A 19,781-nucleotide genomic window follows, 5' to 3' on the forward strand; every position below is an offset into this window, starting at 1 on the left:
ACCCCCCGCTCCCTAAAATGACCACCAGGCATCTCCTATACTCAGGCTCCGCCCCTGCGCAGCCGCTCTGGCAAGGTCACAGCAATGAACAAGAAAAACCGCCACCCGGCCGACGGCAAGAAACCCATCACCATCTTCGGCCCGGACTTCCCGTTCGGCTTCGACGACTGGCTGGAGCACCCGGCTGGGCTGGGCAGCATTCCGGCTGATCGCCACGGTGAGGAAGTCGCTATCGTCGGTGCCGGCATCGCAGGCCTGGTGGCAGCCTACGAGCTGATGAAGCTGGGGCTCAAGCCTGTGGTGTATGAGGCCTCGAAAATGGGTGGCCGACTGCGCTCCCAGGCCTTCAATGGCACCGACGGGGTCATCGCCGAGCTCGGCGGCATGCGCTTTCCGGTGTCCTCCACCGCCTTCTACCACTATGTGGACAAGCTGGGCCTGGAAACCAAGCCCTTCCCCAACCCGCTGACACCGGCATCCGGCAGCACGGTGATCGACCTGGAAGGCCAGACCTACTACGCCGAAAAAGTCAGCGATTTGCCCAAACTGTTCCACGAGGTAGCCGATGCCTGGGCCGACGCACTGGAAAGCGGCGCGCAGTTCGCCGATATCCAGCAGGCGATCCGCGATCGCGATGTTCCGCGCCTCAAAGCGCTGTGGAACAAGCTGGTACCGCTGTGGGACGACCGCACCTTCTACGACTTCGTCGCCACCTCGCGCTCGTTCGCCCAACTGAGCTTCCAGCACCGCGAGGTGTTCGGCCAGGTCGGCTTCGGCACAGGCGGCTGGGACTCGGACTTCCCCAACTCGATGCTGGAAATCTTCCGTGTGGTGATGACCAACTGCGACGACCACCAGCACCTGATCGTCGGCGGTGTGGAGCAGGTACCGCAGGGCATCTGGCGCCATGTACCGGAGCGCTGCGCCCACTGGCCCGAGGGCACCAGCCTGAGCGCACTGCATGGCGGCGCACCACGCACCGGGGTAAAGCGCATCGCCCGCGCAGCCGACGGGCGCCTGGCCGTCACCGACAACTGGGGCGACACCCGCCACTACGGCGCCGTGCTCGCCACCTGCCAGAGCTGGCTGCTGACCACCCAGATCGATTGTGAAGAATCACTGTTCTCGCAAAAGATGTGGATGGCCCTGGACCGTACCCGCTACATGCAGTCGTCGAAAACCTTCGTCATGGTCGATCGCCCGTTCTGGAAGGACAAAGACCCGCAAACCGGCCGCGACCTGATGAGCATGACCCTCACTGATCGGCTGACCCGCGGCACCTACCTGTTCGATAACGGCGACGACAAGCCCGGCGTGATCTGCCTGTCCTACGCCTGGATGAGCGACGCCCTGAAGATGCTCCCGCACCCAGTGGAGAAACGCGTGCAACTGGCCCTGGATGCACTGAAGAAGATCTACCCCAAGACCGATATCGCCGGGCATATCATCGGCGACCCGATCACCATTTCCTGGGAGGCCGACCCGCACTTCCTCGGTGCCTTCAAGGGCGCACTGCCTGGCCACTATCGCTACAACCAACGGATGTACGCGCACTTCATGCAGCAGGACATGCCAATGGAGCAGCGCGGGATGTTCATTGCCGGCGATGACGTGTCGTGGACCCCGGCCTGGGTCGAGGGGGCAGTGCAGACTTCGCTGAATGCGGTGTGGGGTATCATGAACCACTTCGGTGGCCAGACCCATCCGGACAATCCAGGCCCAGGCGACGTGTTCGACGAGATCGGGCCGATCGCCCTGGCAGACTGAGACAAGGAGGCAGCATGCGCATCGCTCTGTTCCAGGGCACGCCCAACCCGCTGGACGTGCCCGGCAACCTGCAACGGCTGCGCCACCAGGCGCAGTTGGCGGCCGAGCGCGGCGCGCAGTTGCTGGTGTGTCCGGAGATGTTCCTGAGCGGCTACAACATCGGGTTGGCACAGGTAGAACGCCTGGCAGAGGCCGATGATGGCCCGTCGGCCATGGAGGTGGTGGAGATCGCCCAGGCGCATCGCATCGCCATCGTCTACGGCTACCCCGAGCGCACTGACGATGGCGCGATCTACAACAGCGTGCAACTGATCGACGCCCATGGCCGCAGCCTGTGCAATTACCGCAAGACGCACCTGTTCGGTGAGCTGGACCGCGCCATGTTCAGCCCCGGTGCCGACCACTTTCCGGTGGTCGAGCTGGAGGGCTGGAAGGTGGGGCTGCTGATCTGCTACGACATCGAGTTTCCGGAGAATGCCCGGCGCTTGGCGCTGGATGGCGCTGAGCTGATCCTGGTGCCGACCGCAAACATGACACCGTATGATTTTGTCTGCCAGGTGACCGTGCGCTCCCGGGCCCAGGAAAACCAGTGCTACCTGGTGTATGCCAACTATTGCGGGGCCGAGGGCGAAATCCAGTACTGCGGCCAGAGCAGCATCATCGGGCCGGATGGCAGCCTGCTGGCCATGGCCGGTCGGGATGAGTGCCAGCTGCTGGCACAACTGGAACATGAACAGGTGGTGCAGGGGCGCAAAGCGTTTCCTTACCTCGCAGATCTGCGCCAGGAATTGCACCTGCGGCGGGGCTGAGAACAGCCTTTGCCGGCGGTCAGGCCAACTAATTTGTTAGCATGAGTGCTTACCCCGGAGCCCCCATGCCTGATGCCACTCGCCACCTCGTATTAGCCAACGGCCTGCAGCTCACCCTGCGCCATGCCCCGCGGCTCAAGCGCTCGGCTGCTGCGCTGAGGGTCCACGCGGGCAGCCACGATGCCCCGGCAAAATGGCCTGGGCTCGCGCACTTTCTCGAGCATCTGTTCTTCCTCGGCACTCCTCGATTCGCCTTGGATGACGGCCTGATGCGCTACGTCCAGACCCTCGGCGGGCAGGTCAACGCCAGCACCCGCGAACGCACCACAGATTTCTTCTTTGAAGTCCCGCCCGCAGCCTTGGCCGGCGGGCTGGAGCGCCTTTGCCAGATGCTCGCCGAACCCGACCTGGGTAGCGAACGCCAGCGCCGCGAGCGTGAAGTGATCCATGCCGAATTCATCGCCTGGTCGCGCAACCCTAAAGCCCAGAAGGATTTTGCCCTGCTGCAATCAGTGTCGGCTGGCCATCCGCTAGGCGGTTTTCATGCTGGCAACCGGTATACCCTGGCGTTGCAGGATCCTGCCTTTCAGCGGGCCCTCACAGATTTCCATCAACGCTACTACCACGGCGGCCAGATCACCTTGAGCCTGTGTGGGCCGCAACCGCTGGATGAGCTCGAACAGCTTGGCAGGCACTACGCTGGTTTGTTTGCCTTCGGCGAACGCACGCCACAAACACCGCCACCTGCCCTGTCGAACACGAACACAGCCCTGGTATTCACCCATGAAAACCTGCCCCCTGGTGGCGAACGAGCATTGGAGTTGCTGATTGCCGGTTTGAGCGACAGCAGGCCGGGCACCTGGCTGGATGCACTGCGCCAGCGCAGCTGGCTGCAAACTTTCAAGGCAGAAATGCTGTACGCCTTCGCCGGGCAGATGCTCTGGCACATCGAGCTCGAACTCAGCGCAGACGCCTGTGCAGAGGAAGTACACGCCCTGCTGCACGGATGGTTCGGCTTTATCCGGCAAACTGACCCGGCGCACCTGAACGCCGAATTCGGCCTTCTGCAACAGAGCCGCGAACGCAACGCCAGCCCCCTCGAGTTGGCCCGCCGTGACAGCGCAGGCCAGCCATTGGCGGCACTTGATGCACAAGCACTCTGCGCACTTCAGGCACTGCTCGAAGGCCTGCCATCGCGCAAGCAAGGGCAATGGCAGCTGCCAGCACCCGAGCCTTTGCTGTTTACCGGCTTGCCCCCAACGCAGGCGCCTCAATTGCCTGCAGCGCTGACGGTCAGTGAGCAACTGCCGGCGGCACGCCAACACGGGGCAGTTCACCTGCGCTGGCAAGTGCCTTCGGCCCTGCGCCAGGGCTTGCACGCCGTGCTCGAACGCGCCCTGCAGCCGCTACAGGCGCGATGCGAGCGTGCCGCGTTGCAACTGCAGTTCAGTGCCGCAGGCGAAAATTGGCAGCTGCGTTGCATTGGCCTGCCCGCAGCGGTCACGAGGGCCGTCGAACTCGCGATGGCGTGCTTGCGTTCGCCCGCTGACTGGGAGCCTGCGACACAACAGCCCCCCTTGCTGATCCCGATCAGGGCCCTGCTCAACCAACTGCCAGATGCACTCACCGGCGCAGTGCCAACGCCCGAAGCAACCCGCGCGCTCAATCAACAGGCACTCGACGATGCATGGCAGCACAGCCGATGGCATGGCCTGGCTGTGGGGTTCGACGCAACCGCCCTGCAAGCCCTGAGCGCAGCATTGCAAGGCTGCCCCGGGCAGTTTGGCATGCCGGTACCGCCGCCCGACTGGCAGGGCCGCCGCTGGCATCACGCCAAGGTGCCGGGCAGCGAACCCGCACTGTTGCTTTTTTGCCCCGTGCCTGACCATCAGCAAGCCTGCGGCCGGCTTCTCGCCCAGTTGCTGCAAGGGCCCGTGTACCAAAGGCTACGGGTGGAATTGCAGCTGGGTTACGCCGTGTTCAGTACCTTTCGTCAGGTCGAGGGCATCGGCGGGCTGCTGTTCGGCGTGCAATCGCCCCGTGCCACCCACGCCGAGATCCTCGGTCACCTGCTCACCCTCCTGCGCCAAGGTGTATGTCTCGACGCTGCTGCACGGCAAAGGTTGGCGGCGCAGTTCGACGAGCCAGCCATGGCCAACGCGGAGCTTGCCGATTGGGCATGGCAGACACACTTGGCTACACTACCCGACGATCTGCCCGCGTTACGCGTGGCTATCCTGAAGACGCAACAGGCGCATCTGGACGATTTGCTGGGCCGCTTGCTCGCAGCCGATTCACCCTTGCTCTGCCTGGCCAATGGGCCTGCGCCAGCGGGGGCCTGGCACTGATCCAGGGTCAATTGTTACGTATACCGCAAGGGCGCTTTTCGAAGAATTAACCTTTCGGTACAAGATTTTCTTGTAAGATAACGCTATCTCAGCCGCCGGAACCTTCGGCGCGAGGCGACGCCAAACAAATAGCTGAACCCTCTACCCTAACCCGGAAGGAGCAAAACCATGTGGACCAAACCTGCATACACTGACCTGCGTATCGGCTTCGAAGTGACCATGTACTTCGCAAGCCGCTAAGCACTGCCTGCGTTTCAACGCCTCGGCCAGCCGGGGCGTTGTCGTTTTTTCGGCTACGGTTCTTCGCACAGTTCGGATAGAGAGCAACCATGTACATCCAGATTCTCGGTTCCGCCGCCGGCGGTGGCTTCCCGCAGTGGAACTGCAACTGCGCCAACTGCAAGGGCTATCGCGATGGCAGCCTGCGCGCCACGGCACGCACCCAGTCGTCGATTGCCCTGTCCGACGACGGTGTGCACTGGATCCTGTGCAACGCCTCACCCGACATCCGTGCCCAACTGCAGGCCTTCGCGCCAATGCAGCCGGCCCGTGCCCTGCGCGACACCGGCATCAACGCCATCGTCCTGCTCGACAGCCAGATCGACCACACCACCGGCCTGCTCAGCCTGCGCGAAGGCTGCCCGCATCAGGTCTGGTGCACCGACATGGTCCATCAGGACCTCACCACCGGCTTCCCGCTGTTCAACATGCTCAGCCACTGGAACGGTGGCCTGCAGTGGAACCGCATCGAGCTCGAGGGCAGCTTTGTCATCCCGGCCTGCCCCAACCTCAGGTTCACTCCGTTCCCGCTGCGCAGCGCCGCACCGCCTTACTCCCCGCACCGCTTCGACCCACATCCGGGCGACAACCTGGGGCTGCTGGTGGAAGACACCCGCACCGGCGGCAAGCTGTTCTACGCGCCCGGCCTGGGCCAGGTCGACGACAAGCTGCTGGCAATGATGCACGGCGCTGACTGCCTGCTGGTCGACGGCACGCTGTGGGAGGATGATGAAATGCAGCGCCGCGGCGTCGGCACCCGCACTGGCCGCGAAATGGGTCACCTGGCGCAGAACGGCCCCGGCGGCATGCTCGAGGTGCTGGACGGTTTCCCACGCCAGCGCAAGGTACTTATCCACATCAACAACACCAACCCGATTCTGGACGAAGACTCCCCCGAACGCGCCGAGGTCCAGCGCCGCGGTGTGGAAGTCGCCTTCGACGGCATGAGCATCGAGTTGTAAGGAGGCCCGATGAGCGAGGCACTGCCACTGTCGCCTGCCGAATTCGAGCAGGCCCTGCGCGCCAAGGGCGCCTACTACCACATTCATCACCCCTATCACGTGGCGATGTACGAAGGGCGCGCTACCCGCGAACAGATTCAGGGCTGGGTAGCCAACCGCTTCTACTACCAGGTGAACATCCCGATGAAGGATGCCGCGATCCTGGCCAACTGCCCGGACCGCGAAGTGCGCCGCGAGTGGATCCAGCGCCTGCTCGACCACGACGGAGCCCCGGGCGAAGACGGTGGTATCGAAGCCTGGCTGCGCCTGGGCCAGGCCGTGGGGCTCGACCCGGACCAGCTGCGTTCCCAAGAGCTGGTGCTGCCAGGTGTGCGCTTCGCCGTCGATGCCTACGTGAACTTCGCCCGCCGTGCCAGCTGGCAGGAAGCGGCCAGCAGCTCGCTGACCGAACTGTTCGCCCCACAGATCCACCAGTCGCGCCTGGACAGCTGGCCGCAACACTACCCGTGGATCGATCCTGCCGGCTACGAGTACTTCCGCACCCGCCTGGGCCAGGCCCGGCGCGATGTCGAGCACGGCCTGACGATCACCTTGCAGCACTACACCACCCGGGCGGGCCAGGAGCGTATGCTGGAAATCCTGCAGTTCAAGCTGGATATCCTCTGGAGCATGCTCGACGCCATGAGCATGGCCTACGAGCTGCACCGCCCGCCGTATCACACCGTCACCCAGCAACGGGTATGGCACAAGGGGATTGCCCTATGAGTTTCGACCGCAAGCAAGTGCCGAACTGGCGCCCCGGTTACCGGTTCCAGTACGAACCGGCGCAGAAAGGCCACGTGCTGCTCTACCCTGAGGGCATGATCAAGCTCAACGACAGCGCCTCCCTCATAGGCGGCCTGATCGACGGCAAACGTGATGTGAACGCGATCATCACCGAGCTCGAACAGCAATTCCCTGGTGTGCCCGAAGTCGCTGATGACATCGAGCAATTCATGGAGGTGGCCCGTGGCGAACACTGGATCACACTCGCCTGAGGTACCGGTCGGCCTGCCGCTGTGGCTGCTGGCCGAACTGACCTATCGCTGCCCGCTGCAGTGCCCGTACTGCTCCAACCCCCTCGACTTCGCCGAACAGGGCAAGGAGCTGTCGACCGCGCAGTGGTTCAAGGTGATGGCCGAGGCCCGTGAAATGGGTGCCGCGCAGATCGGCTTTTCCGGCGGTGAGCCGCTGGTGCGCCAGGACCTCGCCGAGCTGATCGGCGAAGCGCGCCGGTTGGGTTACTACACCAACCTGATCACCTCCGGCATCGGCCTGACCGAGGCACGTATCGCCAACTTCAAGGAAGCCGGCCTGGACCACATCCAGATCAGTTTCCAGGCCAGCGACGAGCAGGTGAACAACCTGCTGGCGGGGTCGAAAAAGGCCTTCGCACAGAAGCTGGAGATGGCCCGGGCAGTGAAAGCCCATGGCTATCCGATGGTGCTCAACTTCGTCACCCACCGGCACAACATCGACAAGATCGACCGCATCATCGAGCTGTGCGTGGCGCTTGAAGCCGACTTCGTCGAACTTGCAACCTGCCAGTTCTATGGCTGGGCGCACCTCAACCGCCTGGGCCTGCTACCGACCCGTGAGCAGCTTGAGCGCGCTGAACGCATCACCAACGAGTACCGTGCAAAGCTCAAGGCCGAAGGCAACCCGTGCAAGCTGATCTTCGTCACGCCGGACTACTACGAAGAGCGCCCCAAGGCCTGCATGAATGGCTGGGGCAGCCTGTTTTTGACCATCACGCCGGACGGCACTGCCCTGCCTTGCCATGGCGCACGTCAGCTGCCGGTGCAGTTCCCGAATGTCCGCGATCACGACCTCAAGCACATCTGGTACGACTCGTTCGGCTTCAATCGTTTCCGTGGTTATGACTGGATGCCCGAGCCCTGCCGCTCGTGCGACGAGAAAGAAAAGGACTTCGGCGGCTGCCGCTGCCAGGCCTTCATGCTCACCGGCGATGCCAGCAACGCCGACCCGGTGTGCGCCAAGTCGAGCGACCACGGCATCATCCTCAAGGCCCGCGAGGAGGCAGAAACGGCCGACCTCGCCATTGAACAGATGACCTTCCGTAATGAGCGCAACTCACGTGTCATTGCCCGCGGGTGAATTCAGTGCCGCGCAGGCCGTCGCCGCCGGCACCGATTTCGCCGAACTCAAAGCCAGCCCCCAAGGCCTGTTCTGGAATGAATTTCGCCCGGCCGACGGTGCTTGCCGCATCTGGTGCTGGCGTGACCAGCAGGCACGCTGCCTCACGCCTGACGGCTTCAGCGTGCGCAGCCGGGTCTATGAATACGGTGGAGGCAGTTTCTGCCTGAGCGATGACGCAGTGCTGTTCGTCAACGAGAAGGACCAGCAGGTCTATCACCAGGGACTTGATGGCGCGCCACCGCATGCGTTGACCCAGAATGCCCAATGCCGCTACGGCGACCTGCAATGGCACGACGGCCAAGTGCTGGCGGTCGAGGAGTGCCATGGCGAGAGTGTGGAACATCGCCTGGTGGCATTGGGTGAGGCCACCGTTGAAGTGCTCGGCGCAGGCGCTGATTTCTATGCATCCCCCACGATCAGCGCCGATGGCACACGCCTGGCCTGGATCGAATGGGACCGGCCGGCGCAGCCATGGACAGTCACACGGCTGATGTGTCGCGAACGGCAAAGTGACGGTAGCTGGGGCGCGCCGCGCTGCATCGCGGCGAATGACGAGTCCCTTCAGCAACCTCGCTTCGACGCGCAAGGGCGCTTGTACTGCCTGTCCGACCGTAATGGTTTCTGGCAGCCCTGGGGCGAGTTGGGCGGGCTATGGCAAGCCTTGCCCGCCGAGCCTGCAGACCACGCTGCCGCACCCTGGCAACTGGGCAACAGCACCTGGCTGGCAATCGGACCACAAAGCTACCTGGCCAGCTGGTTCGAAGGTGGCGTCGGGCAACTCGGGCTACTCACCGTCGACGGCCAGATGGAGCGCTTCGCCAGTGCCTATAGCCGTTTTCGTAGCCTGGCCATCGACGCCGGGCATCTCTACGCAATCGCTGCCTCGCCGATCAGCCCGCCAGCCGTCATTGCCATTGACCGGGCAAGCCACGAAGTACGGGTTCTGGCAGGCGGCGCCGAGTTACTGCCAGCCGATTGCATCAGCCTGCCGCAATCCATCCTCTACGACAGTGGCGGCGAGGTTGCCCATGGTTTCTTTTACCCCGCAGCCGGCGCCAAAGGGCCTTCCCCGCTGGTGGTGTTCATCCATGGTGGGCCAACCTCAGCCTGCTATCCGGTGCTGGACCCACGGGTTCAGTACTGGACCCAGCGTGGCTTCGCCGTTGCCGACCTGAACTATCGGGGCAGTACTGGTTATGGTCGCGAGTATCGCCAGGCCCTGCACCTGCGCTGGGGCCAGAGCGATGTACAGGATGCCTGCGCGGCGGTCGAACACCTGGCCGAACGCGGTTTGATCGACCCCCGCAAAGCCTTCATACGTGGTGGCAGTGCCGGCGGTTATACCACCCTGTGCGCCCTGGCGTTCCATGACGTATTCCGTGCCGGTGCCAGCCTCTACGGGGTGAGTGACCCGGTTGCGCTGGGCCGCGCCACACACAAGTTCGAAGGCGATTACCTCGACTGGCTGATCGGTGACCCGCAACAGGATGCCGAGCGCTATCGCCAACGCACCCCACTGTTGCATGCCGAGCAGATCAACGTACCGGTGATTTTCTTTCAGGGTGAACTGGATGCTGTGGTGGTGCCGGAGCAGACGCGCTCGATGCTTGAGGCGTTGAAGGCCAATGGCATCGAGGCCGAGGGGCACTTCTACGCGGGCGAACGGCATGGCTTTCGAAAGGCCGAAAACCTTGCACATGCCCTCGAGGAGGAATGGAAGTTCTATTGTCGGGTGCTGGCCCAGTGAAACCTGGGGCCGCCCTGCGGCCCCAGCAGATTCAGCGCTTGGCGATGATGTACACCGCATGCACGATACCCGGAATGTACCCCAGCAAGGTCAGCAGGATATTCAGCCAGAACGCCCCGCCGAACCCGACCTGCAGAAACACACCCAGCGGCGGCAGGATGATGGCGATGATGATGCGAATGATGTCCATGCAAGTTTCTCCTCAAAGGGTCTAAACAGAGACTAGCTGGGCATCGCAGAGGTTCCACCGGTGCATGCCGTGGTTTTTTTGCAGCGCTCAGGCACCTTGCCAAGGGCCTGCCCCCCACAAAAAAAACGCCCCGGGCCAAATGAATCAGGCCAGGGGCGATGCGCAGAAACGCCAGACGGTTCGTAGAATTCGTATCAGGCCGAAACTTCACGGCGGGCATGCTGCTGCGCGTGCAGGCGGGCGAAGGCCCGGGCCAGGCGCAGGAGCATTTCATCGATGTTGCCTTTGCTCACCGTCAACGCCGGTGTAAAACGCACCACATCGGCCTGCGGGGCATTCAAAAGCAGGCCCTCGTGCAAGGCCGCCTGCACCAGGTCCTTGGCCAGGTGTTCCTGTAGCTGAAGCGCCCAGAGCAGGCCTTGGCCGCGTACTTCGCCCTGGCCATAGCGGCCGGCCAGGCGGCTCAGGCCATCGCGCAGATGGCGGCCACTGTCCTGGACATGCTCGAAAAAGCCCGGTTCCAGTACGGTATCCAGTACCGCAAGGCCCGCAGCGCACATCAGCGCATTACCGTGGTGGCTGCCCTCCAGCTCGCCGGGGGCCGCGCAGCAAGCGGTACCACGAGCAAGCAAGGCTGCCAGCGGCACGCCGGCTCCCAGGCCTTTGCCCAAGGTAATGATGTCAGCGCGTACCCCGTAGGTTTCCTCGGCCAGCAATGCTCCGCAGCGGCCAATGCCAGTCTGCACCTCGTCAAGGATCAGCAGGATGCCCAGCTCACGGCACAACCGCTCGACGCCTTTGAGGTATTCCCTTGTCGCGGGAATCACACCTGCCTCGCCCTGGACCGGCTCGAGCATGATTGCCACAGTTCGCGAGTCGACTTCTGCATGCAGCGCCGCCAAGTCATTGAATGGCACTTTGCTGAAACCCGGCAGGCCGGGTTCACAGCGGTTGCACGGCAGCGGATCGGATGCCGACAGGGCCCCCAGGCTGCGGCCATGGCAGCCCTGGCTGGCAGTGATGATGTGATAGGCGCCATTGCGGTGTAATTGGCCCCATTTGCGCGCCAGCTTGATCGCCCCCTCACAGGCCTCGGCGCCACTGTTGAGCAGGTACGCCTGATCGCTACCGGTGCTCTGGCACAAGCGGTTGGCCAGCGTCAGCAAACCACGGCTATGGAAACCGGCCCCCGGGTTGATCAACGCCTGGGCCTGATTGCCAAGCGCCTTGACCAATACGCTGGGGCTGTGGCCCAGGCTGTTTACCGCGCCGCCCTGGGTAAAATCCAGGTAGGCATGCCCTTCGTTATCCCACAACCAGGACCCCTGGCCACGCACGAACACTTGTGGCGCACGTTCGGCGCCGGGCATCAGGCGCTCGCGGGACAACGCCGATGCGTCTGGCACGCTTACCGGCGCACGCTTGGGCACGACAGCCGCGGCGGGGGCCGATCGGCGCAGGTTGAACAGGTTCATCGGGGGCTCCGGCCAGTCACGGCAAAGGGCAACGTCCGGTCTTGGCGCCGGCGCTTGATAATTTTGCCTTTCCTATCAAAAGTGTTTCTCAAACGGGGTAACAATGCGCGAATTGATCGCTGTAACCCGCTGGAATACGGCGATAGACTAGGCCTCGGCGGCGCTTGCGGCCATTCCGTTTTTTCAGCTTTTTCGATAAGTAATACTTATGGATTTTCGCCAACTGCGTTATTTCGTCGCGGTGTATGAAGAAGGCCATGTCGGCCGCGCTGCTGAACGCCTGTCACTGTCTCAGCCGGCCCTCTCGCAGCAGATCCGCCAGCTTGAGCACAGCCTTGACCTGAGCCTGTTCGAGCGCAGCAACAAGCGCCTGCTGCCGACCTTGGCGGCCCACACCCTGTACAACCACGCCCTGCCTCTGCTCGATGGGCTGCAGCGCGCCCACGAAGCGATGCGCAACTTCAAGGGCCAGTCCTTGCGCACGCTGGCCATCGGCGTACTACAGACGGTTCGGCCGAGCCTGGTGCCGCAGTTGCTTGAGCGGTTGCGCAAGGCCCAACCGCATCTTGTGGTACAGATCTATGAGCTGTCGGGGCTGGAAATCGAACGACGCCTGCTCAACGGCAACCTGGATATCGGTATCAGCTACCTGCCGCCACGCCAACCTGGGCTACACGGCTTGCTACTGTACGAAGATGAACTGCAGCTGGTGATCCCTGATACCCATCCGTTGAAGGACTTCAAGAAAGTCTCTATCAGACAAGCTGCAGAACTGCCGATGCTGATGCTTGGCGAGGAATTCCAGATCCGCCAGATCTGGAAGCAACAGTTGGCCAGCCTGGGGCGCAGGCCGCAGGTTCAGGCGGAGATGAACAACATGGGCGGCATTCTCGACAGCCTGGCCCACACCGCACTGGCCACTATCCTGCCTGGCCGCGCCAAGGAGGCTGCCGACGATGACCAAGGGTTGCTGTGGAAACCACTGAGCGAGCCGCGGGTGCCGTTGAAGGTTGGCCTGGTATTTCGCGATGCCCAGCGCCAGCAGGCATCGGTTGAGTTGCTGCGCACGCTGCTCGAGGAAGAAGCCGACGCACGGCAACTGGGGGCTTCACCGCTGGATGTGCTTGGCTGAAATACACGCGCGCAAAGAAAACCCCGCCGAAGCGGGGTTTTCCCAGACTTTTTCCCTGTGACATCCCTATCGCCCCACCGTCCTGGCAGGAAATCCTTCGTTTGTCCCTGTTCTGTCCTTTGCGCTTCCTGCGCAACGTCCATGTAGCAAGATTAGCCGTGGATCCAATCTGACACCAGTGGCGAAAAGTCACCGCGTGATGTAGGAAAATGCTTACAAACAACGTTCATCAACAAACGGCGGGCGTGTATCCCACTCGTCAGAACTGCTCGGCATCCAGCAAGTACAACGACTCGCTCCCCGCCTTGACCGAAGCCACCAGCGAATCCACCCGCGGCAGCAGCCTGGCGAAGTAGAACCGCGCCGTCCCCAGCTTGGCCGAGTAGAACGCCTCATCGCCCTCGCCCGCCTTGGCCGCCCGCGCCATCAACGCCCACATGTAGGCATAGGCGACATAGCCAAAGGCATGCAGGTACTCGACCGACGCAGCACCAATCTCATTCGGGTTGCCCTTGGCCTGCTCCAGTACCCACTCGGTAAGGCCGTCGAGTTGATCGAGGTAGGCACCCAGCGGCTTGGCGAACTCATCCAGGTCGCCACCCGCGCTGGCAATGAACTGGCGAATCTCCTCAGAGAACAGCTTGTAGTAGGCACCACCACTGGCCACCACCTTGCGGCCCATCAGGTCCAGGGCCTGAATACCGTTGGTGCCTTCATAGATCTGGGTAATGCGCACATCGCGTACCAGTTGCTCCTGGCCCCACTCGCGAATGTAGCCATGGCCACCGAACACCTGCTGGCCATGCACCGCACACTCAAGGCCCAGGTCGGTGAGGAAGGCCTTGGCTACCGGCGTCAACAGCGCCACCAGCTCTTCACTGCGCTTGCGCGTACCCGGCTCTTCGCTGTACTTGGCGCTGTCCAGTTGCATTGCCACGTACGTGGAGAAGGCGCGGCCACCTTCGATCAGCGCTTTCATGGTCAGCAGCATGCGGCGCACATCCGGGTGGACGATGATCGGGTCGGCCGCCTTTTCCTTGGCCTGCGGGCCGGTGGGCGCACGGCTCTGCAAACGGTCGCGGGCATACTCGACGGCATTCTGGTAGGAGCGTTCGGCCGTGGCCAACCCCTGAATGCCCACCCCCAGGCGCTCGTAGTTCATCATGGTGAACATCGCCGCCAGGCCCTTGTTCGGCTCGCCAACGATGTAACCTACAGCTTCATCGAAGTTCATCACACACGTTGCCGAAGCCTGAATACCCATTTTGTGCTCGATCGAGCCACAGGTAGCCGGGTTACGCGCCCCAAGGCTGCCGTCATCGTTGACCAGGAACTTGGGCACCAGGAACAGCGAGATGCCCTTTGGCCCGGCCGGTGCGTCCGGCAGCTTGGCCAGCACCAGGTGGATGATGTTTTCGGTCAGGTCGTGTTCGCCGCCAGTGATGAAAATCTTGGTGCCGCTGACCTTGTAGCTGCCATCGGCCTGGGGCTCGGCCTTGGTACGGATGATGCCAAGGTCGGTACCGGCATGCGGCTCGGTCAGGCACATGGAACCTGCCCACACGCCGGAATACATGTTCGGCAGGTACTTTTCCCTGAGCGCTTCGCTGGCGTGGGCGTTGATCGACAGGCAGGCACCCGCAGTCAGCATCGGGTACAGGCCGAACGCCAGGCTCGACGCGTTGACCATTTCTTCAACCTGGGCCGAAATCGCCTTGGGCATGCCCATGCCACCGTACTGGGGATCGCCGCCCACACCCACCCAGCCGCCCTCGGCGTAAGTGTTGTAGGCCTCGATGAAGCCAGCCGGGGTGCTTACCGCACCGTTTTCCCAGTGACAGCCCTCTTCGTCAGCTGCGCGGCTGAGCGGGGCGATGGACTTGCTGGTGACCTTGCCTGCTTCTTCCAGCACGGCAAGTGCGGTTTGCGCATCGACCGTTTCGGCCAGCTCAGGCAATTGCGCCCACAGCTCTGCCACGTTGAAGACTTCATTCAGAACGAAGCGCATGTCGCGCAGCGGCGCTTTATATTCAGCCATGACAACCTCTCGCTGGTGGGGTCGGGGCGGTCTCGAAGGACCGCAGCACGGGGTTGAATCCAGTGTAACCGAACAACTTTTGCGAGACATAGGGTCATCACGCGACCATATAGTCAATAATGGTCACGCAGTGCGAACGGCTCCGCGCCGTGATTGTTGGCCGTAAACCATGACACAGTTACGGCCGGCACCTTTGGCGCTGTAAAGCGCCTGATCGGCTGACTTGAGCACTTCTTCGGGGTTGCGGTGTTCGATAAGGCGTTCAGCGACGCCGATACTGATGGTCACCGATACCGTGCCAGCACCACTGCCGCTGCGGCGCTGGCGCCCGGCGGAATCATCCTGTGGCCGATTGTTCTGGTCACGCAACTGCATCGTGTAGTTGGCGATCATCTCGCGCACGGCTTCCACATGCGGCACGCATTCCTCGGCGGTCTTGCCGGCGAAGACCAAGGCAAACTCCTCGCCACCGTAGCGGTAGGCGCGCCCACCACCGGTGACCTTCGACAGCCGGCTGGCGACCAGGCGCAATACTTGGTCACCGACATCGTGGCCATGGGTGTCGTTGAATTTCTTGAAGTGATCGACGTCGGTCATGGCAATCACGTAGTTGCGCCCCAGGCGCTGCATGCGTTCGTTCAGCGCGCGCCGCCCAGGCAGGCCGGTCAGCTCGTCACGGAAGGCCATCTGATAGGCCTCGTGGGAGACCGCCGCAGCGATCATCAACATCACCTGGCTGCACATGATGTTCAGCGTGAACGGCAGGATGAACGTCTTGGGCAGCATCCAGAAGATACCGATCAGCCCGATGATCTGGGCCGCATGCAAGGGCCTTGGCTCACGCAGGTACTGCACCACCAGCAGCATGAAGACACCGATGAACAACGGGTAGACCATCTGGATCAGGCTCATCCACTGCCCATGCAGCGACGGCCAACGGATTTCCGCCAACCAGCCCAGCAGTGCCTGGGGAAAACTTTGCTCCAGTGCCACTGCCACGCTACCCACAGCGAACAGCACAGCAAACCGGGCAAGCAGGTCCTGGGCCAGGTGGGTGCGCTCCTGCCAGGCGCCAAATAGCCCGAACAATGCAGGCAGCAGCAGGCACACCAGATGGAAAATCACCGCTGCGTCCTCGCGCACACGCCCATGGTCACGGTAGTAGTCGGTCTGGGTATCGAGCAGAAAGTAGGCGATGTACACCGTGACCATCAAGAACAGCTCGCGCTGGCGACGGTAGACCGCGCAGTAGGCGCCACCCAGCAGCAGGACCAAGGTGGGCAGGACGTTGAACAGTGATGTGAAGAAGACGCTGAGGTCTCTCACGTATGCCGCCGCAAGCCCTGCCAGCAAGAGGAACAGCGAAGGCAGGAAGTGGCTTGCGCGTACAGCGTTTAAACGAAACAAGGGTAATCTCCGACCCGGCAGATCAATAATGGCATTGTGCCTTTACTTCATCGGCAGCGCACATGAATAGATGAATGCACGGGGGGTTAACGGCAGCAGGGGCGGAGGGCTTGAGCTTTTCTTGTAACCGGATCTTGGGGCGTAGCGGCCCCAAAAATACGAAAACCCGCCTGCCGGTGAAGGCAAGCGGGTTTCAGTGACGCCTTGCGGCTTAGTAGGACAGGCCGAAGTGCTCTTCGTCCATCGCCATCAGGTTGCTGGCACCGGACAGCATGGTCGCCACGTGCGTGCGGGTGCGCGGCAGGATACGCTGGAAGTAGAAGCGCGCCGTCTGCAGCTTGGCGGTGTAGAAGGCTTCTTCCGAAGTGCCGGCAGCCAGCTTCTCGGCAGCCAGGCGGGCCATGTCGGCCCAGAAGTACGCCAGGCACGCATAACCGGAGTACATCAGGTAATCCACCGATGCAGCGCCTACTTCTTCGCGGTCCTTCATGGCGGCCATGCCCACTTTCATGGTCAGTTCGCCCCATTCCTTGTTGATTGCAGCCAGCGGCTCGACGAACTCCCTGACAGCCTCATTGCCTTCCTGCACCTGGCAGAACTTGTGCACGATCTTGGTGAAGCCCTTGAGCGCTTCGCCCTGGGTCATCAGCACTTTGCGGCCCAGCAGGTCGAGGGCCTGAATGCCGGTAGTGCCTTCGTACAGCATGGAGATACGGCTGTCGCGCACGTTCTGCTCCATGCCCCACTCGGCGATGAAGCCGTGGCCGCCGTAGATCTGCACGCCGTGGTTGGCCGCCTCGAAGCCGACTTCGGTCATGAAGGCCTTGGCGATCGGGGTCAGGAAGGCCAGCAGGGCGTCGGCCTTCTTGCGCTCTTCCTCGTCCTGGCTGTATTTGACGATGTCCACCTGCTTGGCGGTGAAGTAGACCATGGCGCGGTTGCCTTCGGCGAAGGCCTTCATGGTCAGCAGCATGCGGCGAACGTCCGGGTGCACGATGATCGGGTCAGCAGCCTTGTCAGGCGCCTTGGGGCCGGTCAGCGAACGCATCTGCAGGCGGTCACGGGCGTACTTCAGGCCACCCTGGAAGGCCACCTCGGCATGTGCCAGGCCCTGCAACGCGGTGCCCAGGCGGGCGGTGTTCATGAACGTGAACATGCAGTTCAGGCCCTTGTTGGCTGGGCCGATCAGGTAGCCGGTGGCGCTGTCGAAGTTCATCACGCAGGTAGCGTTGCCGTGGATGCCCATCTTGTGCTCGAGCGAGCCGCAGCTCACGCCGTTGCGCTCACCCACGCCGCCTTCGGCGTTGGGCAGGAACTTCGGCACGATGAACAGCGAGATACCTTTGGTGCCGGCCGGGGCATCCGGCAGGCGTGCCAGCACGATGTGGACGATGTTATCGGCCATGTCGTGTTCGCCGGCAGAAATGAAGATCTTGGTGCCGGAAATGCGGTAGGAGCCGTCAGCTTGCGGCTCGGCCTTGGTGCGCAGCATGCCCAGGTCGGTGCCGCAGTGCGGTTCGGTCAGGCACATGGTGCCTGTCCATTCGCCCGATACCAGTTTGGTCAGGTAGGTTTCCTGCTGCTCTACAGTACCGTGCGCAGAAATGGTGTTCATCGCACCATGGGACAGGCCCGGGTACATGCCCCACGACCAGTTCGACTCACCCACCATCTCGCTCAACGCCAGGCCCAGCGACTCTGGCAGGCCCTGGCCGCCATGGGCGACATCATGGGCAAGGCTTGGCCAGCCGCCTTCGACGAACTGCTCGTAGGCCTGCTTGAAACCGGTCGGGGTCTTCACACCGGACTCGCTCCAGGTGCAGCCTTCCAGGTCACCGACACGGTTCAGCGGGGCCAGCACCTGCTCACAGAATTTCGCGCCTTCTTCGAGGATCGCGTCGACCATGTCGGGCGTTGCGTCCTGGCAACCCGGCAGGCTCTGATAGTGCGCCTCATAGCCAAGCAGCTCGTCGCGAACGAAGCGAATATCACGCAAGGGGGCTTTGTAATCAGGCATTGCGATGAACCTCTGTGATGAGTCCGGTAGGGAGACCGCTGATACCGACCAGCTCTTGCCGGCTTTCGGTCAAACAGTTGTTTGAAACTTACGTTTAGGACTGACCGATGTCAAGGAGGGACTATGGTGCCATTTATGCCGCGAAACATGGCGTTTATGCCATCGCCTGAAAAGACGCCCACGACAATGGCAGCGGGCCTGCCCACGAAGGCGTCGGCTCAGGCAAAAAATCTAGCCTGATCAAACGCATCCGCAGGCAGGCCCGCTTCCACAGAGCACTGTGCAGGTTTGTGAAAGTGCCGCGCCTTCAGGCGTAGGTATCGATGAACCGACCGAGCATTTCGTCGGAAGCCTTGGCGACTTTCGCGCCCAGTTCGACCTCGGTTTTGCCCAGCGTCAGCTGTACAGTGCTGGTGGCAAGGTCCATCTGCTGGCTGCGGTCAACCGCACGCAGGCGCTCGGCCTGAAAATCGCTGGACTGGCTGGTGGCGGCGCGTTCGACAGTGTTGCTGGCGATCTGGCTGGCCGCCTGGTCGACGCGGTTCTGCCCGCTCTGGATGGCGCTGAGGCCCGCGTAGTAGGCGGAGCTACCGGTGATTTCCATGTCAAAACTCCAATGACGCTGGATGTGAACAGGCCTGATTAAAACAGGCCCGGGCCATAAAGGCCCGTTTAAATCGCTAATGGCCCCGTGCTATCTGATAGACGTGAGGCATGGCGCTTCAGTCCAGCAAGTCCAGCTGCAGATGTTCCGCGACTGCATCGGCAGTCGCTTGCTTGAGCTTGGGCACCCGCCCCAGGCAAGGCGCTGGCAAGCGCTCGGCCAGGCTGGCGAGGTTCTCCTCCAACCGCGACGTACGCGGGTCGATGACATTGGCCACCCAGCCTGCCAGTTGCAACCCGTCCCTGGCGATTGCCTCGGCGCTGAGCAATGCATGGTTGATGCAGCCAAGACGCACCCCTACCACCAGAATCACCGGCAACTTGAGGGCGATTGCCAGGTCGGACAGATTGGCATGGCCGGACAGCGGCACGCGCCAGCCACCGGCACCTTCGACCAGGGTGAAATCCGCGCCCTGATCCAGCACGTGGCGCATGGCCTTGAGCAGGGCCGGGACCTCCAGCGTCACACCCGCTTCACGCGCCGCCACATGTGGCGCGATGGCAGGTTCAAATGCAAAAGGGTTGATCGCTTCATAAGGCAGTTTGAGCGTGCTCTCGTCGATCAACGCCTGGGCGTCAGCGTTGCGCAGTCCCTTTGCGGTCACTGTGCAGCCGGACGCCACCGGCTTTGCCCCCAGCGTACTCAGGCCCTGCAGCCGTGCGGCATGCAACAGCCCGGCTGCGATGGTGGTCTTGCCGACATCGGTATCGGTACCCGCGATGAAATAGGCCTGGCTCATTTCGCTCC

General features: G+C 62.5%; 17 protein-coding genes. 10 read left to right on the top strand and 7 right to left on the bottom strand.

Going from position 1 to position 19,781, the window contains the following annotated elements:
• Positions 1–84 precede the first annotated feature (84 nt).
• The 9 genes from BLX42_RS20700 (at position 85) to BLX42_RS20740 (ending at position 10,111) form a co-directional block, all read left to right on the top strand.
• On the top strand, positions 85–1,767 hold the full coding sequence (locus BLX42_RS20700) for an NAD(P)/FAD-dependent oxidoreductase (RefSeq protein WP_012316579.1): 1,683 nt from the start codon (positions 85–87) through the stop codon (positions 1,765–1,767).
• Between the two features lie 14 nt (positions 1,768–1,781).
• Entirely contained in the window at positions 1,782–2,576 is a 795-nt protein-coding gene (locus BLX42_RS20705) for a carbon-nitrogen hydrolase family protein (protein ID WP_046787561.1), read from the top strand.
• 65 nt (positions 2,577–2,641) lie between these two features.
• A complete protein-coding gene (gene pqqF, locus BLX42_RS20710; RefSeq protein ID WP_161872512.1) occupies positions 2,642–4,924 on the top strand; it encodes a pyrroloquinoline quinone biosynthesis protein PqqF in 2,283 nt (760 codons plus the stop codon).
• Between the two features lie 168 nt (positions 4,925–5,092).
• Positions 5,093–5,164, top strand: a complete 72-nt coding sequence (pqqA, locus tag BLX42_RS20715) for a pyrroloquinoline quinone precursor peptide PqqA (RefSeq protein WP_008365141.1) — start codon at positions 5,093–5,095, stop codon at positions 5,162–5,164.
• A gap of 89 nt (positions 5,165–5,253) precedes the next feature.
• Positions 5,254–6,165, top strand: coding sequence for a pyrroloquinoline quinone biosynthesis protein PqqB (gene pqqB, locus BLX42_RS20720; protein WP_046787559.1), 912 nt, complete (start codon positions 5,254–5,256; stop codon positions 6,163–6,165).
• A 9-nt stretch (positions 6,166–6,174) separates the two neighbouring features.
• Positions 6,175–6,930, top strand: a complete 756-nt coding sequence (gene pqqC / locus BLX42_RS20725) for a pyrroloquinoline-quinone synthase PqqC (RefSeq protein WP_046787558.1) — start codon at positions 6,175–6,177, stop codon at positions 6,928–6,930.
• Complete coding sequence (gene pqqD / locus BLX42_RS20730) at positions 6,927–7,202, top strand: pyrroloquinoline quinone biosynthesis peptide chaperone PqqD (protein WP_012316584.1); 276 nt, start codon at positions 6,927–6,929, stop codon at positions 7,200–7,202. The genes pqqC and pqqD overlap by 4 nt, the downstream gene beginning before the upstream one ends.
• Positions 7,174–8,322, top strand: a complete 1,149-nt coding sequence (gene pqqE / locus BLX42_RS20735; RefSeq protein WP_115273046.1) for a pyrroloquinoline quinone biosynthesis protein PqqE — start codon at positions 7,174–7,176, stop codon at positions 8,320–8,322. Before pqqD ends, pqqE begins: the two co-directional genes overlap by 29 nt.
• Complete coding sequence (locus BLX42_RS20740) at positions 8,288–10,111, top strand: S9 family peptidase (protein WP_161872513.1); 1,824 nt, start codon at positions 8,288–8,290, stop codon at positions 10,109–10,111. Before pqqE ends, BLX42_RS20740 begins: the two co-directional genes overlap by 35 nt.
• Before the next feature lie 31 nt (positions 10,112–10,142).
• Here the strand turns inward: BLX42_RS20740 and BLX42_RS20745 are convergent, their stop codons facing one another.
• Together BLX42_RS20745 and BLX42_RS20750 are read right to left on the bottom strand one after the other, a co-directional pair.
• On the bottom strand, positions 10,143–10,301 hold the full coding sequence (locus BLX42_RS20745) for a YqaE/Pmp3 family membrane protein (RefSeq protein WP_012316587.1): 159 nt from the start codon (positions 10,299–10,301) through the stop codon (positions 10,143–10,145).
• A gap of 194 nt (positions 10,302–10,495) precedes the next feature.
• Positions 10,496–11,776 carry an aspartate aminotransferase family protein gene (locus tag BLX42_RS20750; RefSeq protein WP_046787555.1) on the bottom strand — a complete coding sequence of 427 codons (1,281 nt, stop codon included), beginning with the start codon at positions 11,774–11,776 and terminating at the stop codon, positions 10,496–10,498.
• 208 nt (positions 11,777–11,984) lie between these two features.
• Here BLX42_RS20750 and BLX42_RS20755 point away from each other — a divergent pair, with 208 nt between their 5' ends.
• On the top strand, positions 11,985–12,908 hold the full coding sequence (locus BLX42_RS20755; protein ID WP_046787554.1) for a LysR family transcriptional regulator: 924 nt from the start codon (positions 11,985–11,987) through the stop codon (positions 12,906–12,908).
• Positions 12,909–13,167: 259 nt separating this feature from the next.
• On the opposite strand, the gene BLX42_RS20760 is transcribed toward BLX42_RS20755, so the two are convergent.
• The 5 genes from BLX42_RS20760 to bioD all read right to left on the bottom strand — a co-directional run bounded on the left by BLX42_RS20760 (position 13,168) and on the right by bioD (position 19,773).
• Positions 13,168–14,946 (bottom strand): acyl-CoA dehydrogenase C-terminal domain-containing protein, encoded by a 1,779-nt coding sequence (locus tag BLX42_RS20760; RefSeq protein ID WP_046787553.1) that lies wholly within the window; start codon positions 14,944–14,946, stop codon positions 13,168–13,170.
• Positions 14,947–15,069: 123 nt separating this feature from the next.
• Complete coding sequence (locus tag BLX42_RS20765) at positions 15,070–16,353, bottom strand: GGDEF domain-containing protein (protein ID WP_046787552.1); 1,284 nt, start codon at positions 16,351–16,353, stop codon at positions 15,070–15,072.
• Between the two features lie 211 nt (positions 16,354–16,564).
• Positions 16,565–18,370, bottom strand: coding sequence for a phenylacyl-CoA dehydrogenase (locus BLX42_RS20770; RefSeq protein ID WP_161872514.1), 1,806 nt, complete (start codon positions 18,368–18,370; stop codon positions 16,565–16,567).
• A 307-nt stretch (positions 18,371–18,677) separates the two neighbouring features.
• Positions 18,678–18,974 (bottom strand): pyrroloquinoline quinone biosynthesis protein PqqE, encoded by a 297-nt coding sequence (locus BLX42_RS20775; protein ID WP_161872515.1) that lies wholly within the window; start codon positions 18,972–18,974, stop codon positions 18,678–18,680.
• Positions 18,975–19,092: 118 nt separating this feature from the next.
• Positions 19,093–19,773, bottom strand: coding sequence for a dethiobiotin synthase (gene bioD / locus BLX42_RS20780; RefSeq protein ID WP_125924618.1), 681 nt, complete (start codon positions 19,771–19,773; stop codon positions 19,093–19,095).
• Positions 19,774–19,781 lie beyond the last annotated feature (8 nt).

The sequence above is a fragment of the Pseudomonas sp. SG-MS2 genome (genome assembly GCF_009933855.1).
GTDB lineage: Bacteria > Pseudomonadota > Gammaproteobacteria > Pseudomonadales > Pseudomonadaceae > Aquipseudomonas > Aquipseudomonas putida_E.

Coding starts and splice junctions, on each gene's coding strand:
- pqqC (WP_046787558.1), top strand. CDS start 6,175: ATGAGCGAGGCACTGCCACTGTCGCCTGCCGAATTCGAGCAGGCCCTG.
- pqqD (WP_012316584.1), top strand. CDS start 6,927: ATGAGTTTCGACCGCAAGCAAGTGCCGAACTGGCGCCCCGGTTACCGG.
- BLX42_RS20775 (WP_161872515.1), bottom strand. CDS start 18,974: ATGGAAATCACCGGTAGCTCCGCCTACTACGCGGGCCTCAGCGCCATC.
- BLX42_RS20755 (WP_046787554.1), top strand. CDS start 11,985: ATGGATTTTCGCCAACTGCGTTATTTCGTCGCGGTGTATGAAGAAGGC.
- pqqF (WP_161872512.1), top strand. CDS start 2,642: ATGCCTGATGCCACTCGCCACCTCGTATTAGCCAACGGCCTGCAGCTC.
- bioD (WP_125924618.1), bottom strand. CDS start 19,773: ATGAGCCAGGCCTATTTCATCGCGGGTACCGATACCGATGTCGGCAAG.
- BLX42_RS20750 (WP_046787555.1), bottom strand. CDS start 11,776: ATGAACCTGTTCAACCTGCGCCGATCGGCCCCCGCCGCGGCTGTCGTG.
- BLX42_RS20745 (WP_012316587.1), bottom strand. CDS start 10,301: ATGGACATCATTCGCATCATCATCGCCATCATCCTGCCGCCGCTGGGT.
- BLX42_RS20770 (WP_161872514.1), bottom strand. CDS start 18,370: ATGCCTGATTACAAAGCCCCCTTGCGTGATATTCGCTTCGTTCGCGAC.
- BLX42_RS20740 (WP_161872513.1), top strand. CDS start 8,288: ATGAGCGCAACTCACGTGTCATTGCCCGCGGGTGAATTCAGTGCCGCG.
- BLX42_RS20760 (WP_046787553.1), bottom strand. CDS start 14,946: ATGGCTGAATATAAAGCGCCGCTGCGCGACATGCGCTTCGTTCTGAAT.
- pqqB (WP_046787559.1), top strand. CDS start 5,254: ATGTACATCCAGATTCTCGGTTCCGCCGCCGGCGGTGGCTTCCCGCAG.
- BLX42_RS20700 (WP_012316579.1), top strand. CDS start 85: ATGAACAAGAAAAACCGCCACCCGGCCGACGGCAAGAAACCCATCACC.
- BLX42_RS20705 (WP_046787561.1), top strand. CDS start 1,782: ATGCGCATCGCTCTGTTCCAGGGCACGCCCAACCCGCTGGACGTGCCC.